We start from the raw sequence: 15145 nt of genomic DNA, 5'->3' as shown, positions 1-15145 counted from the left end.
AAGACGTCTCCCTTCGAATACAAGTCATTTGATACTGACAAGTAAACGAAAGTAGACGTCTTCGGTTATGTAACTATACTTTATTTTAGACCGTATCCCTCCATTTAAGCTAACTGTTAGACTGAAGTAGCATAAACGTTGATATAACGGTATTTAAGTAACCTATGGTGGCCCCGAGAGGATTCGAACCTCCGACCTGCGGTTTAGGAAACCGTTGCTCTATCCCCTGAGCTACGGGGCCGAATGAATAACATTATACATGAAAATACATAAAAGCAAAAGCATCGTGCAACATAATCATCGCGTGATCAAGTGATCACGCGACTGCCGTTCATTTCCCCAATTCGTTATTCTGTGACCCAGCTTTTCATATAATTCTCATCTTCATATTGCTGAACGTGTTCAATGACCTTAAGTGGTCGGAATGTATCGATCATCACAGCAAGCTCAAGCGTTTCTTTTTTGCCGATGCTTGCCTCAATTTTTCCTGGATGCGGGCCGTGTGGGATACCTGAAGGATGAAGGGTAATCGACGCTTCCTCAATGCCCTTCCGACTCATGAAATTCCCCTCAACGTAGTAAAGTACTTCATCACTATCAACGTTACTATGAAAATAAGGTGCTGGAATGGCGTCTGGATGATAGTCATAGAGCCTTGGCACAAAGGAGCAGACGACAAAGTTATGACCTTCAAAAGTTTGATGTACTGGCGGCGGCTGATGCACTCGCCCTGTAATCGGCTCAAAATCGTTGATATTAAACTTCCATGGATAAAGGTAGCCATCCCAGCCGACAACATCAAGCGGATGATGATCGAACATATGGCGGTGCAACCCCCCACGTGTTTTCGTTACTACTTCAAACGATCCTTTTTTATCATAAGATAGAAGACGATCTGGCCCGTTGAAATCTCGTTCACAGAATGGACTGTGTTCCATCAGCTGCCCATATTCGTTTCGATATCTCCTCGGAGTCGTAATCGCACTGTTTGCTTCTAAAACCAACCAGCGATTATCCTCCCCTTCTGGAATAACGCGGTAAATGGTTCCAATTGGCATGACAATATAGTCGCCAGCTTCATAAGAGACTTCCCCAAACATCGTCTCGATTTTCCCTGAACCGTGATGGATAAAGAAAAGCTCATCTCCATCCCCATTGCGATAAAAGTAATTCATTGTCTTCGTAGGATTCACGATCCCGAGAATCACATCATCATTCCCTAGGAAATAACATCGATCGACAACCGCATCACCTTTTTTGTCGCACTGTGCTGTTCGGAAATGACGATGGCGAAGGGCGCTTTCTGTCTCATACTCTGGTTCTATATTCTTTAGAAAGGTCGCATCTGTCACCGCTGTTGGAAAATAGTGATGATACATGATCGATTGAATACCCGAAAATCCTTTCGTTCCCATCACTTGTTCCCTGTATAAGGAACCATCTTCTTTTTTAAACGTTGTATGTCGTTTAGAAGGAACCTCTCCCATTTTTCGATAGTAAACCATACTCTTCCTCCTCCCCCACGACATTTGAAAGCGTGCCAAGGTTCGTAATAGCTAAATCAACTTTATCGCCGGACTGTAGAAAGATACGATCTGTCTGTTCAAGAATACACCCGCTTCCCACCGTGCCTGAACCGAGTACTTCTCCAGGATATAAGGTAACATTGCGGGAGGCCTGTTCAATGATCTCACCAAAGGAATAGTACATATCTTTCGCATTTCCCAAGGAATAACGCTCGCCATTTACGAATGCCTCCATTTGTAAATCAAGCTTCCCATGTTCCATAGGAAGCTCATCAGTCGTTACTAGAAAGGGACCGAAGGAAGTAGCAAAATCCTTTCCTTTCGCTGGACCTAGGCCAACTTTCATTTCTTGTGCTTGAAGATCACGCGCACTCCAGTCATTCATAATCATAAAACCGAAAATGTAGTCCTTCGCCTGATTTGCTTTTATGTTGCGCCCTTCTTTTCCAATGACGCATGCAATTTCTAATTCATAGTCTAGCTTTTCACATGCTTTAGGTCGTAGAATTACTTCCCCTGGTCCTTTCACCGCAAGATGATTTGAAAAATAGAAGACCGGAAGCTCATACCATTCTGGCACAACACCAAGCCCTCTTTTCCCTCGTGCAGTGACCACGTGTTCTTCAAAGGCATAAAAATCTCGGATGCTCAGTGGACGCGGAAGAGGCGCATATAGAGTAACGTTTTCGAGTTCATAATCACCATTTATACATGCTTCAATAAGCGGTTGATAACGCGGGTAGTCGACAATAATCCTCATAAGATCTTCTGGAATAACACCATTAGAAGCTTCATGTAATCCGATAATACGCGAGTCCTTATAAATACCAGCTTGTCTTTTACCCTCTACTTCGAAAGTAACGAACTTCAACGGCCTCAGCTCTTTCCATCAGGAGATGTTTTTCGTCTCAATATAAATGTATCTGTTATCGATCTCGTATACTCCTGACCCGCTAAACGCCCAACTGGTTGGAGCATCTCCGTATCTATCTTGCCATCTTTATATAACTCATCACGCACGTGAACCATCACAACTTTTCCAATAACGAGACTACCTGACCCTTCATGATCACCAAACTCAACGATTTGATCAAGAACACATTCGAGCTGAACGTCACTCTCCTTCACTCTAGGAGGACGAATTAGCTCACTTTCTACTTTTGTAAGTCCAGCCTCCAGAAATTCATCCGTCCCTTTCGGAAAAGGCGTAGCACACTCATTCATTTGTTCAGCAATTTTCTCACCAACGATATTGATCACAAACTCCTTTGATTCTTCAATGTTTAATAGCGTATCTTTCTTATCTCCTGCACCAGCCTTTCGCATCGGAGAAAAGCAAACCATCATAGGATCCGCACATATCCCTGTAAAAAAGCTAAAAGGAGCAAGGTTCGTCTCACCGCTCTTATCTATACTCGATACAAAAGCAATCGGCCGGGGGAGAATAGATCCAATCAATAATTTATAGGCATCTTTCCACGCTAACGTATTCGGTTGAACTTTCATGAAAAAGGCAACTCCTTCTTAAAGCAGATTGAAGATAATCTTCTATAAGTTGCCTCTTCGTTCCTGCTCTCGTTCAATCGCTTGGAACAACGCTTTAAAGTTTCCTTCTCCAAATCCTTTCGCACCCTTACGCTGAATAACTTCAATAAATAACGTTGGTCGATCGACAACAGGTTTTGTGAAAATTTGAAGTAAGTACCCTTCGTCATCACGGTCCACTAAAATTTTTAACTCGCGTAGTTTGCTTATCTCTTCATCAATCTCACCTACTCGCTCAGTAAGCGCATCATAATAATCATCTGGTGTTTCAAGAAACTCAACTCCACCCTCACGAAGTTTTGCAACTGTATCAACAATATCATTCGTCAGGACAGCAATATGCTGCACACCAGGACCATTGTAATAATCGAGGTATTCTTGAATTTGTGATTTACGTTTCCCATTTGCAGGCTCATTGATTGGGAATTTAATGCGTCCCCCATTGTGCATCACTTTCGACATTAACGCAGAGTACTCTGTGCTAATGTCTTCATCATCGAAATGAATCATTTGCTTAAAGCCCATCACATTCTCATAGTAAGAAACCCACTCTTCCATTGATTCCACGTTCCCAACGCAGTGGTCGATACCAAGTAACCCCGTTTCCTTTGAAGGGATTTTCCCTTCAAACTTCTTAAACCCAGGAAGAAAAAGCCCGGAGTAGTTTTTTCGTTCAACTAATGTATGAATGGTATCACCATAAGTACCAATAACCGCCATCTTCACTACGCCATGCTCATCTTTATATTCTTTCGGTGGACTTAGTTCAATCGCTCCTCGCTCAGCAGCTTCTTTGTAAGCGCTCTCAATATTCTCTACAGTAAGAGCGATATCCTTAACGCCATCTCCGTGCAATTTGACAAACTCCGCAATTGGGTGATCATTCGACAGTGCACCTGATAAAACAAGACGAATGTTATTTTGCTGCAGCACATAAGATACTTTTTCACGATCCCCTGTTTCAAGCCCTGAATAAGCTACCGGCGTAAATCCAAACGCCTTACAAAAATAGTGACTAGCCTGTTTCGCATTTCCAACATAAATCTCCAAATAATCCACATCACGTACCGGGAAAAAATCAGCCGTTTCCTGTTGATTTTGATTCATCATTTGCTCCTGCACAATCATCCCTCCAAATATAGTTTGTCACTCAGCTTAAACGTATAGTTTTTTTCCAAACATTTCAAGAACATATGCTAAAGCCATAACGCAGTAAATGAAAAGCGAAGACGAGCGTTTAGAAACGGCGCCTTCTCTATATCGCGGAAAAACTAAAATATCGCAGAATTCTCTTCACTGGAAGAACTCAACTAAGCTATGAAGGGCTCGTATTCGCTTCATTAAACAGCGTATACAATAAAATTCGCTTACACCACAGCTCATTTCGCTTTTTTCTCAAAATAACTAGACATCGGATAGATCGTCACGCTTTGAAAAACAAGAGATAGCAACACAGCCCCAAACGTGAGAGAGATAAGTGTACTATCTCCTGAACCATACTCAGATTCCAAACTTAGAAGAAGTGCAACCGACATCGTTCCCCGTATGCCGGACCAGGTAACAAGCGAAATGTCTTTCCAATTAAATTCATTACGCCAGGCTGTAAATGATTTAATAATACCTGCAAGCACAAGGAAACGAACAACGACAGATGCGAGAAAGATCAATCCTGCAAATACCCAGTAGTTAAAATCAAGATAGTTTGTTGATTCAATCCCTATTAATAAAAAAATCAATGCGAGAATACTTGGCTCAACAACTTCCCAGAAGCTGTTAAGGTATTCTCTATAGTGTGATTCTTTAATAAAGCCATCAAGTTCATATGAAAGCACGATTCCAGCTGCAACGACGGAGAGGACTCCTGACACACCAAGATTTTCTGCTACATAAAAACTTCCATAAGCGAGCACGATACTTAGCATCACCTGGTATTGTCGCTGATGTGTAAAAGAAATGGCTCGACAGACAATCCAACTAAATATCGCTCCGATCGCAATTCCTCCAATTGACACAAGAGCAAAGTCATAAATAAACGAGCTAATAGAAAAGCTCTCATCACCAAGATACATGCCAGCGAACACTGTAAAAAGAACGATACTCGTTCCATCGTTCACCATCGATTCACCTTCGACCACATCTGCTATTTTGGGATCTTTTGAAGCCTGCTTTAAAATTGAGACCACTGAGACGGGATCAGTAGGTGTAAGAATAGAAGCAATTAATAAAGCCCCAACAAATGATAATGAAAGGAACGGCCCGCTCATAATAAATAATAAACTACCGAGGAGGAGAGCACTCAATAGTAATCCCAGCGTGCTTAATGCGGCAATAATACCCGCGTGCTTTTTTAGATGAGCAAATGGGAACTGATACGCAGAAATAAAAAGAAGAGCAGGTAGAAACCATTCAAAGATAATGTCTTTCGTTATATGTACGGAGCTGAAGAACGGAAGAAAAGAAAGTCCTATTCCTAAACCTAATAAGACCAGTGGTGCAGGGAAGTTTTTTTGCTTTTTATCAATCGTATAAACTAAATAACCGATGAACAGTAAAATTAAGATCTGATTAGAATCCATGATTTCACTCCTTTGTATTAGTGTCATTCCCTACTCCATTTAGGCTTCAAACAGGCAGGCTTTATTTACCTCTAACTTGCTTGCTTTAACCCTGTCAACAGTTCGTGGTGTATGCTACAATAATCTTTGTCTATTCAAAGATAAGCAAGGTCTGCTATAGGAAACGACGGAGGAGGATACGTATGAACCAGACCCCATTTATTGCCGTCGAAGGCCCCATCGGAGTTGGAAAGACCTCCCTATCTCGAGCGATTGCTGCTCATTATCAATTTGAACTTTTTCAAGAAATCGTAGAAGAGAATCCCTTTCTCGGTAAGTTTTACGACAACATTGAAGAGTGGAGCTTCCAAACCGAGATGTTTTTTCTCAGCCATCGATACAAACAGTTAGAGGAAATGGAGAAGCATCATTTATCAAAACAGCTTCCCGTTATTTCCGATTACCACATCTTTAAGAATAAGATATTTGCCCAACAGACACTTAGTGACAAGCACTTTTCTAAATATATGAAGATTTATGACATTCTAACCGAAGGAATGCCCGAACCGAACGTCATTATCTATTTAAATGCTAGCCTTGAAACGCTGCTTAACCGTATTTCACAACGTGGAAGACAGATTGAAAAAAGCATCGATCCCGCTTATCTTGAGCGTCTTTCATCTGACTATGAACGGTTTATGCAAGAATTTGAAGCACATCATCCTGATATTCCTGTGCTCCGTTTCAATGGTGATAAGATGGATTTTGTGTCCAATCAAGATGATTTACACACCATCTTCCAATCCCTCGAAAAAACATTGAAAGAAGGAGACCCTGTTAAATGAATCTCAGAGAAAAATACAACATCCCACAGGATGCCGTCATTACAATCGCTGGTACGGTAGGCGTCGGGAAGTCTACCATTACGAGCTCACTTGCTAACGCCTTACAATTTAGGACTTCTCTTGAAAAAGTAGATAACAATCCATATTTAGAGAAATTCTATAATGACTTCTCACGTTGGAGCTTTCACTTACAAATTTATTTCCTTGCTGAGCGCTTTAAAGAACAGAAGAGAATGTTTGAATATGGTGGAGGATTTGTTCAGGATCGTTCCATTTATGAAGATACAGGCATCTTTGCAAAAATGCATTATGAAAAAGGAACAATGTCAGCTGTTGACTATGATACTTACACGAATCTGTTTCAGTCTATGGTGATGACGCCTTTCTTCCCCCATCCTGATTTAATGATCTATCTTGAAGGATCATTTGATGATGTCGTTGACCGCATTAAAGAGCGTGGCCGTCCGATGGAGCAGCAAACGCCAACTGCTTATTGGGAAGAAATGTATGAGCGTTATACAAATTGGATTGACAGTTTTAATGCCTGTCCAATTCTCCGCTTAAATATCAATGAGTATGATCTAGTTAACGACCCATCCTCTGTTGAACTTATCTTAAAGCGTATTGAACAGAAATTTCAACAAATCCCTTCTTTAAGTAGATAATCTAAAAAAAGCTATCCAACGGATAGCTTTTTTCTTATGGTAAAATATGAGTACATAGAAAAAACCGCTGTCGGCGATGACAGCGGTCGAAATATAATCTCCAAATTATATGCGCGTTGGTTATTAATTAGTAAATGGAGGAGGAAGAGGGATTCGAACCCCCGCGGGCGACTAAGCCCCTGTCGGTTTTCAAGACCGATCCCTTCAGCCAGACTTGGGTATTCCTCCGTGTGAAAAAGTTATTAACTAACTGCGACAAGTAATATAATATCATCGTCCTATAATAATGTCAACGATATCTCAAAACTTTTTTAAAAGAATTTGAATTACTTACTTATGTTGATCATTTCAGTTAAACCGCGCCGAAAATCAACACCCCTTACTATACACGATTATATCCTAAAAATAAAGAGCAGAGACGCCTCTGCTCTTTATCATTTTTCTATTTAATGATTTCACGACCACCCATGTATGGACGCAGAACTTCAGGAACAATTACAGTGCCATCTTCTTGTTGATAGTTCTCTAAGATTGCTGCAACTGTTCTTCCAATCGCAAGACCAGATCCGTTTAACGTATGAAGGAATTCTGGCTTACCGTTCTTTTCTCGACGGAAGCGAATACCTGCGCGTCGTGCCTGGAAGTCTTCAAAGTTACTGCAAGAAGAAATTTCACGATATGTGCCATAGCTTGGAATCCAAACTTCAATATCGTATTTCTTTGCTGCTGTAAATCCAAGATCACCTGTACACATGCTCATCACGCGGTAAGGCAAGTTCAACAGCTGTAGCACTTTCTCAGCGTGGCCAGTAAGCTTTTCAAGCTCGTCATAAGAATCTTCAGGCTTAACGAAGCGAACAAGCTCTACTTTGTTAAACTGATGCTGACGAATCAGTCCACGTGTATCACGACCAGCAGAACCAGCTTCAGAACGGAAGCAAGCACTATATGCGGTGTAAGCCAGTGGAAGATCTTCTCCGTCCATAATTTCATCACGGTGGAAATTTGTAACAGGAACTTCCGCTGTCGGAATTAAGAAATAGTCTTCTTCCCTAATTTTGAACGCATCTTCTTCAAATTTAGGTAACTGACCAGTTCCAGTCATGCTCTCACGGTTCACAAGGTAAGGAGGCAGAATCTCTTCATAGCCATGCTCTGATTCATGTAAGTCCATCATAAAGTTAATCAATGAACGTTCAAGACGAGCTCCAACACCTTTATAGAATGCGAAGCGACTACCCGTTACTTTTGCAGCACGTTCAAAGTTAATAATATTTAGATCAGTTGCGATATCCCAGTGTGGCTTCGCTTCAAAAGCAAAATCATTTTTCTCTCCCCACGTACGGATTTCGATATTATCGTCTTCCGTCTCACCAACAGGTACACTGTCATGCGGAATGTTTGGAATTTGAAGAAGAATTTGCTCAAGTTCGGTCTCAACATTGCGAAGCTCTTCATCCATTGTTTTAATCTTATCGCCAACTTCACGCATTTCTTTAATAAGGTGATCAGCATCTTTCTTCTCACGTTTAAATGCTGCCACGTTTTTAGAAGCTTCATTCCGCTGTCCTTTTAACTGTTCTGTTTCAGCGATAAGGTCTCTTCTTCGCTGGTCAAGCTCTTCAAAACGATCAAGACCTACTAGATCTTCCCCACGCTTAGATAGCTTTACTTTTACTTCTTCAAAATTCTTACGCAAATACTTTAAATCGATCATGCTTTTTCCTCCTTTTTAAATGAACAATAAACGAGTTAACGGAAGGGATAGTGGTGTAGAGACGTGTATTTAAATACAAAAAAGCCCCCGTCCCCTATAAAGGGACGAGAGCTACCCGCGTTGCCACCCTGATTGCAGACGATTGTCTGCCTCTTAACAGAATAACGGTCTGCTCCGAGAAAGCCTACTTCGTTCAGCATTCTACTCAGGGATGGATTCACAGGGTTCAATGATCGATTCGCACCACACATCGACTCTCTTGGCATTGAACATCTATTACTAATTCCCGTCAACGTTTTCGTTTATCATTCGTCTTATGCAGAAAAAGAATTCTCTTCTTCTTGGTACGTAATAATTTACACGAAAAATTACTCTGTTGCAAGTCCTTCTTTCTTAAACTCCAAAACCATATCAATAAACATCTGATGCATGCGATCATCATCTGTTAGTTCTGGATGGAAGGCACACGCAAGAAAACGTCCATGACGTGCAGCTACGATTTTTTCATTAAACGTAGCAAGCACTTCAACATCTTCTCCAACTTCTTCGATATAAGGAGCTCGAATGAAGACACCGATAAAGTCATCTTCTAATCCTTTAACAGGTAATGGCGCTTCAAAGCTTTCGCGCTGACGTCCGAATGCATTTCTTTTTGCTTTTACATCCATAACGCCAATATGCGATCCGTCTACTCCTTCAATATGCTTTGAAAGCAGAATTAGCCCAGCACATGTACCGAAAATAGGCTTCTCAGCTGCAAAAGCTTTAAGTGGCTCTAAAAATCCATATTGATCAATTAATCGACGCATTGTCGTACTCTCTCCACCAGGTAGTACGAGTCCATCTAAATCCTTGAGTTGCTCTACTCGTTTCACAACAATGATTTCTGCTTCTTTTGTTTCAAGTGCTTTCACATGTTCTCGGATTGCACCTTGCAGTCCAAGGACCCCAACTCTCACCATACTTCTCTCGACTCCTTCTCTTTATCTAAGTAAGAACCCCACCTTATGTTGCACAGGTGGGGGATCAATGTTTTACCAGCCGCGCTCTTGCATACGGTCTGATGGCTTAAGTGAAGAAATTTCAATACCTGGCATTGCGATACCAAGGTTCTTAGAAATATTCGCGATCAATTCATAATCCTGATAGTGAGTTGTTGCTTCCACAATAGCTTTAGCAAATTTCTCAGGATTATCCGATTTGAAAATTCCAGATCCAACGAAGACGCCGTCAGAACCAAGCTCCATCATTAGTGCTGCATCTGCAGGAGTTGCGATGCCACCAGCAGCAAAGTTAACAACCGGAAGACGTCCAAGCTCTTTAATTTGAAGAAGAAGCTCAAATGGCGCCTGAAGGTTTTTCGCTTCAGTCATCAATTCGTCTTCAGACATGCTTGAAATTTTACGAATTTGGGATTGAATAAGACGCTGATGACGTACAGCTTCAACAACGTTTCCTGTTCCAGGTTCACCTTTCGTACGAAGCATTGCAGCACCTTCACCTACGCGGCGCAGTGCTTCACCAAGGTTACGCGCTCCACATACAAACGGAACAGTGTACTTGCGCTTATCAAGGTGGAATTCTTCGTCAACTGGAGTAAGAACTTCACTTTCATCAATGTAGTCAACGCCCATTGATTCAAGAACGCGTGCTTCTACAATATGACCAATACGGCATTTTGCCATTACTGGAATCGATACGGCATTCACAACGTCCTCTACGATTGTAGGATCAGCCATACGCGCTACGCCGCCTGCTGCACGAATATCAGATGGCACTCGTTCTAGTGCCATTACTGCTACTGCACCAGCTTCTTCTGCAATCTTAGCTTGCTCTGCATTGACAACGTCCATAATCACGCCGCCCTTTTGCATTTCAGCCATACCACGTTTTACACGATCTGTACCTGTTTGTTGATTCATCTATATTCCTCCCATATCTATACTTAGAAACGTCTTTGTTACACGACATCTATCAAACGCTTTTATTGTAACATTTTTTCATGACTTGTCCTATCACATGTGCAGTGATTTCATAAAAGATTTAGAAAAATACTCCTCGATGAACGCATCGAAGAGTATTTTTTCCAAGTATACTTGATATTATTAATTAAAACAGACCTTTCACTGCATCTGCTACGCTAGTCCATACACCAGAAAAGAAGCCACCAATCGCTCGCATAGTAAGTGTAAACCAACCTGCTTTTTCAACAGATTCAGTTGCTACAAGAGGTACTGAAGAGCCCTTGTCACCTGTTATGTAACCGAAGTCTTCACCGGTTGATTTTAAGACGACTTTTCCAACTTGATCACCTTCTTTGATTGGTGCAGTTAGTTCTCCATCTTCTGTTAGAAGAGATTGATCGTATTCATAGCTTAGTTTAAATGGTTCTTTCGTATTCTTCACTGTTACTGCATTGAAAGATTCTCCTGCAGCGACCCCAACTTCTTTCTCCTTACCTTTAACAACTTTAACCGTGGAATTACCATCAGCTTTATCACCTTCAGTAACGATTGTTTGGGCCTGGAATTGATCAAATCCATAGTTCAGAAGCTTAGCTGTTTCTTCAAAACGAGCTTCATACGAATCAGTTTTCATCACAACAGAAATTAATCGCATATCACCTTGTTTAGCTGTTCCTGTAAAAGCAAATCCAGCAAGGTCTGTAGAACCAGTCTTGAGACCATCTATGCCTTCTACTTTGTATTTATTAGCATATACAAGTGAAGGAAGAAGCCAGTTCCAGTTCTTCATTGTAATTTCATCATCTGTACCTTCTCGGAATTTCTTTTCTGGAGTACTAGTGGTTTCTATTACTTCAGGAAAATCTTTAAGAAGGTTATAAGCAAGAAGTCCAGTTGAACGAGCAGACATCATGTTCTCTTCATCAGGGTCTCCAGCAGGATGATTACCAAGTAGATCTTTGTTATTCAGCCCTGAACTATTAACAAACTTATATTCTTTCATACCCATTTCTTTTGCTTTTGCATTCATCATTTCGACAAACTTCGCTTCTGTTCCAGCAACGTGCTCAGCCAGCGCCATTGTGGCAGCATTTGCAGAATAAATGGCCATTGCTTCATATAATTCCTTAACTGTATACTGTTCGCCCACTCGAAGTGGTACGTTTGAAAGAGAACGGTTCTGTGATAGCTTTTGGATCGTATCACTTACTGTAACTTTTTCATCCCAACTTACTTCGTTTTTATTAATTGCTTCAAGTACTAAATATTCCGACATCATCTTTGTCATACTTGCAGGTGAGAGCGTTAATTCAGGATTTTTCTGATATAAAATCTTTCCTGAATTTGCATCAATTAAAATTGATGCTTCTGCTTTGATGTCGGGCGCCTCTGCAGCTTCTGCAGTATTGCCTCCACCAAATGTTCCTGCTAGTAATAATACCATCGCCATGGTTACGATCATGGCTTTCAAACCAAGGTTTCTCAACCCCTACACCTCCAAATAAGTCTCACATAACCGCTATTCTATCACACCTAAAATTAAAAAAATAGATAGAGGAAAGTCCCCCTATCTACTTTTCGAACGTATTAATCTATTTTTGTCACACACCTGTTATAACTTCAGTCTAAAGCACTATTTAAACAGAATAATTTGGTGCTTCTTTCGTAACCTGAACATCGTGTGGATGACTCTCGCGAAGGCCTGCACCCGTAATTCGAACGAACTGGCTATCTTCACGAAGTGAGTTAAGTGTTCTTGTCCCACAGTAACCCATTCCAGAACGTAAGCCCCCGATTAACTGATGAATTGTATCAGTTAGTGGTCCTTTGTAAGGAACACGTCCTTCAATTCCTTCAGGAACGAGTTTAGACATATTTTCCTGGAAATAACGATCTTTACTTCCCTTTTCCATTGCTCCAATCGAGCCCATTCCACGGTATACCTTAAACTGACGACCCTGATAGATTTCACGTTCGCCTGGACTTTCATCAACACCCGCAAGAATACTACCAAGCATCACTGCGTGTCCACCTGCAGCGAGCGCCTTTACGATATCTCCAGAGAACTTAATGCCACCATCAGCAATAATACTAATACCATGTTTGCGTGCTTCTGTTGCACATTCATACACCGCTGTGATTTGAGGTACACCAACACCAGCAATAACGCGAGTCGTACAAATTGAACCAGGTCCAATTCCTACCTTCACTACATCGGCTCCGGCTTCAATTAAGGCTTTAGTCCCCTCAGCAGTTGCGACATTACCTGCGATAATTGGAAGATCAGGGTAGGCGCTTTTGATTTCACTCACCTTTGTCATAATGCCTTCTGTATGGCCGTGAGCAGAATCTAATACAATAACGTCAACACCAGCCTCCACTAGTTTTTCAACTCGCTTCAGAGCATCTGTTGTATTCCCTACAGCAGCGCCAACTAGAAGACGTCCTCTGCTGTCTTTAGCAGACTGAGGAAACTGAATAACTTTCTCAATATCTTTAATTGTTATAAGACCTTTAAGTGTTCCATCATCATCAACCAATGGAAGCTTTTCAATGCGATGCTTTTGAAGAACTCGCTCAGCCTCTTTTAATGTTGTACCTACAGGAGCTGTTACAAGATTTTCTTTTGTCATAACGTCTTTAATTTGTATAGAGTAGTCTTCAATAAAACGAAGGTCACGATTAGTAAGGATACCAACGAGCTTGCGTTCCTCATTAACAATAGGAACACCGGATATACGATACTTGCCCATCAGATGTTCAGCATCGAATACTTGATGTTCTGGTGTGAGAAAGAAAGGATCAGTAATAACACCACTTTCAGATCGTTTAACACGATCTACGTGTTCAGCTTGTTCCTCCATCGACATGCTTTTATGAATAATACCTAATCCACCCTGTCTTGCCATGGAAATAGCCATAGGTGCTTCGGTTACTGTATCCATACCAGCACTAATAATCGGTACATTTAATTCAAGGTCTTTTGTTAATTGAGTTTTCACCGATACTTCTCTTGGTAGTACATCGGAAAAAGCTGGTGTTAATAAGACATCATCGAAGGTTAACCCTTCTTTAGCGAATTTTGTTTCCCACATCCCTTTCATCCTCCTCTAATCGAATTGTCCGAAATTTTATTAGTAGCTTATCAATTGGTTAAACTACTGTCAAGAAAGATAGAATAAGTTTGAATAATCAAACATGGAGGGCTCCTATGGGATATTCTGGACATTATCATTCAAACAACTTTGCCTATCACTCAGCCTCATATGTTCAGCAATATTTAAAGGAATGTTATTCTAACATCGAACTTCCGGATGCCGAACGTAAAAGCTACGATTCCTGTTATCGATTTATGTATTTTATCGAATATGGCGAACGCTATTATCGGCATGCTTCAACTGCTGATACAGAGCTAAAACCTATCCTTCTTTTTTATGGGATGATTCAACTGTTAAAAGCTTGTCTTATTACAATTGATCCAAATTATCCGGGTGACACACATGTTCTTGCACACGGCGTTACGTCTCGAAAAAGAAAAAAACGCCATTATGCTTTCTTGCAAGATGAAGTAAAAGGTCAAAAAAATGGACTCTTTGAATACTTTTCAAGGAAAATGTTTCATGTGAAACAGGTAGAAGGGGAAAAATATAAAATGGAAGATCTTCTTACCCTTATACCCGAAGTTTGCCCATTATTTGAGAAGCTGACTCGTAAAGTAACGAGCTATAAAATGATTTCTCTTACCTCCACTTCTTTCACTATTCAGGCAAGTATTCTTGATACATTAAATATGACTGCAGAACGTTTTGAATCCTACCTTCAGCAGCATGGGGATACTTCAATAAAAGTTCTTACTCATAATCGTGATTTCATTACTTTGCAGTTCAAGGAGGACCCCGTCGCAGGCTTAAAGGAGCGCCCCTTCCTATATGATAGGAATACTCTTTACCTCCCGGCAGAACGTAGTCAGTACAATCCTATTGCTGAGGTAATGGCTCACTATCTAATTTTATATAACCTCAGTATGATTTGCCGATACGAGACAGAATGGTGGGGAGATCTTTTTCATACTCAGGAGTCATTAGATCTACCATTTATTCTACAATTTCTTGAAGTAACTTCTGAAAAAATACCGTATTTGCTATATGAGTTTTTAAATAAGAGAGGTACAAATTGAAGGAAGTAGTTCGTATTTATTCGACGAACGAGGTGGAACTAGGTATTAAGCTAGGTAATACACACCGAAAAAAACATACAAAAAAGCGAGAAACCCTCAGGTCTCTCGCTTCTCTTATGTTGCCCAGCGACGTCCTACTCTTGCAGGGGGA

13 protein-coding genes, 2 tRNA genes and 1 other annotated feature are annotated in these 15145 nt (G+C 40.9%); of the genes, 3 read left to right on the top strand and 12 right to left on the bottom strand.

Annotated elements, in window-relative coordinates; genetic code table 11:
• Positions 1-165: 165 nt before the first annotated feature.
• From Q4550_RS22640 to Q4550_RS22615, 6 genes are all read right to left on the bottom strand, one after another.
• A tRNA-Arg gene (locus tag Q4550_RS22640) sits at positions 166-241 on the bottom strand.
• Positions 242-347: 106 nt separating this feature from the next.
• Complete coding sequence (locus Q4550_RS22635) at positions 348-1505, bottom strand: homogentisate 1,2-dioxygenase (protein ID WP_303536328.1); 1158 nt, start codon at positions 1503-1505, stop codon at positions 348-350.
• Positions 1468-2397, bottom strand: coding sequence for a fumarylacetoacetate hydrolase family protein (locus Q4550_RS22630; RefSeq protein WP_303536325.1), 930 nt, complete (start codon positions 2395-2397; stop codon positions 1468-1470). Before Q4550_RS22630 ends, Q4550_RS22635 begins: the two co-directional genes overlap by 38 nt.
• Positions 2398-2402: 5 nt before the next feature.
• Positions 2403-3032: a flavin reductase family protein gene (locus Q4550_RS22625; protein WP_303536322.1), complete on the bottom strand. Its 630-nt coding sequence runs from the start codon at positions 3030-3032 to the stop codon at positions 2403-2405.
• A gap of 42 nt (positions 3033-3074) precedes the next feature.
• Positions 3075-4181: a 4-hydroxyphenylpyruvate dioxygenase gene (hppD, locus tag Q4550_RS22620; RefSeq protein WP_303536366.1), complete on the bottom strand. Its 1107-nt coding sequence runs from the start codon at positions 4179-4181 to the stop codon at positions 3075-3077.
• A gap of 269 nt (positions 4182-4450) precedes the next feature.
• Positions 4451-5647, bottom strand: coding sequence for a cation:proton antiporter (locus tag Q4550_RS22615; protein ID WP_303536319.1), 1197 nt, complete (start codon positions 5645-5647; stop codon positions 4451-4453).
• Positions 5648-5829: 182 nt separating this feature from the next.
• On the opposite strand from Q4550_RS22615, the gene Q4550_RS22610 reads away from it, so the two are divergent.
• Both Q4550_RS22610 and Q4550_RS22605 read left to right on the top strand, forming a co-directional pair.
• Positions 5830-6471 (top strand): deoxynucleoside kinase, encoded by a 642-nt coding sequence (locus Q4550_RS22610; RefSeq protein ID WP_303536316.1) that lies wholly within the window; start codon positions 5830-5832, stop codon positions 6469-6471.
• Positions 6468-7136 carry a deoxynucleoside kinase gene (locus Q4550_RS22605; protein WP_194222563.1) on the top strand — a complete coding sequence of 223 codons (669 nt, stop codon included), beginning with the start codon at positions 6468-6470 and terminating at the stop codon, positions 7134-7136. The genes Q4550_RS22610 and Q4550_RS22605 overlap by 4 nt, the downstream gene beginning before the upstream one ends.
• Before the next feature lie 135 nt (positions 7137-7271).
• Here Q4550_RS22605 and Q4550_RS22600 read toward each other — a convergent pair.
• The 6 genes from Q4550_RS22600 to guaB form a co-directional block, all read right to left on the bottom strand.
• A tRNA-Ser gene (locus Q4550_RS22600) sits at positions 7272-7364 on the bottom strand.
• 214 nt (positions 7365-7578) lie between these two features.
• The gene (gene serS / locus Q4550_RS22595) at positions 7579-8853 is read right to left on the bottom strand and encodes a serine--tRNA ligase (protein WP_303536313.1); all 1275 of its coding nucleotides are present in this window, start codon (positions 8851-8853) and stop codon (positions 7579-7581) included.
• A 97-nt stretch (positions 8854-8950) separates the two neighbouring features.
• Positions 8951-9155 (bottom strand) — a binding site (T-box leader).
• Between the two features lie 66 nt (positions 9156-9221).
• Entirely contained in the window at positions 9222-9815 is a 594-nt protein-coding gene (pdxT, locus tag Q4550_RS22590) for a pyridoxal 5'-phosphate synthase glutaminase subunit PdxT (protein ID WP_283153224.1), read from the bottom strand.
• A 72-nt stretch (positions 9816-9887) separates the two neighbouring features.
• Entirely contained in the window at positions 9888-10775 is an 888-nt protein-coding gene (gene pdxS / locus Q4550_RS22585; RefSeq protein ID WP_098445637.1) for a pyridoxal 5'-phosphate synthase lyase subunit PdxS, read from the bottom strand.
• A 187-nt stretch (positions 10776-10962) separates the two neighbouring features.
• Positions 10963-12279, bottom strand: a complete 1317-nt coding sequence (locus Q4550_RS22580; RefSeq protein ID WP_306558558.1) for a D-alanyl-D-alanine carboxypeptidase family protein — start codon at positions 12277-12279, stop codon at positions 10963-10965.
• Positions 12280-12454: 175 nt separating this feature from the next.
• Positions 12455-13912: an IMP dehydrogenase gene (guaB, locus tag Q4550_RS22575; protein WP_194222560.1), complete on the bottom strand. Its 1458-nt coding sequence runs from the start codon at positions 13910-13912 to the stop codon at positions 12455-12457.
• A 116-nt stretch (positions 13913-14028) separates the two neighbouring features.
• On the opposite strand from guaB, the gene Q4550_RS22570 reads away from it, so the two are divergent.
• Positions 14029-14994 carry a YaaC family protein gene (locus Q4550_RS22570; RefSeq protein WP_303536303.1) on the top strand — a complete coding sequence of 322 codons (966 nt, stop codon included), beginning with the start codon at positions 14029-14031 and terminating at the stop codon, positions 14992-14994.
• Positions 14995-15145: the final 151 nt, after the last annotated feature.

The organism is Anaerobacillus sp. 1_MG-2023, assembly GCF_030547345.1.
Lineage (GTDB): Bacteria > Bacillota > Bacilli > Bacillales > Guptibacillaceae > Guptibacillus > Guptibacillus hwajinpoensis_B.
The sequence above is the reverse complement of the archived record's forward strand: the minus strand, read 5'-3'. Positions and strand labels throughout refer to the sequence as shown.

Coding starts and splice junctions, on each gene's coding strand:
- Q4550_RS22610 (WP_303536316.1), top strand. CDS start 5,830: ATGAACCAGACCCCATTTATTGCCGTCGAAGGCCCCATCGGAGTTGGA.
- Q4550_RS22570 (WP_303536303.1), top strand. CDS start 14,029: ATGGGATATTCTGGACATTATCATTCAAACAACTTTGCCTATCACTCA.
- Q4550_RS22605 (WP_194222563.1), top strand. CDS start 6,468: ATGAATCTCAGAGAAAAATACAACATCCCACAGGATGCCGTCATTACA.
- pdxS (WP_098445637.1), bottom strand. CDS start 10,775: ATGAATCAACAAACAGGTACAGATCGTGTAAAACGTGGTATGGCTGAA.
- pdxT (WP_283153224.1), bottom strand. CDS start 9,815: ATGGTGAGAGTTGGGGTCCTTGGACTGCAAGGTGCAATCCGAGAACAT.
- guaB (WP_194222560.1), bottom strand. CDS start 13,912: ATGTGGGAAACAAAATTCGCTAAAGAAGGGTTAACCTTCGATGATGTC.
- Q4550_RS22635 (WP_303536328.1), bottom strand. CDS start 1,505: ATGGTTTACTATCGAAAAATGGGAGAGGTTCCTTCTAAACGACATACA.
- serS (WP_303536313.1), bottom strand. CDS start 8,853: ATGATCGATTTAAAGTATTTGCGTAAGAATTTTGAAGAAGTAAAAGTA.
- Q4550_RS22580 (WP_306558558.1), bottom strand. CDS start 12,279: ATGATCGTAACCATGGCGATGGTATTATTACTAGCAGGAACATTTGGT.
- Q4550_RS22615 (WP_303536319.1), bottom strand. CDS start 5,647: ATGGATTCTAATCAGATCTTAATTTTACTGTTCATCGGTTATTTAGTT.
- hppD (WP_303536366.1), bottom strand. CDS start 4,181: ATGATGAATCAAAATCAACAGGAAACGGCTGATTTTTTCCCGGTACGT.
- Q4550_RS22625 (WP_303536322.1), bottom strand. CDS start 3,032: ATGAAAGTTCAACCGAATACGTTAGCGTGGAAAGATGCCTATAAATTA.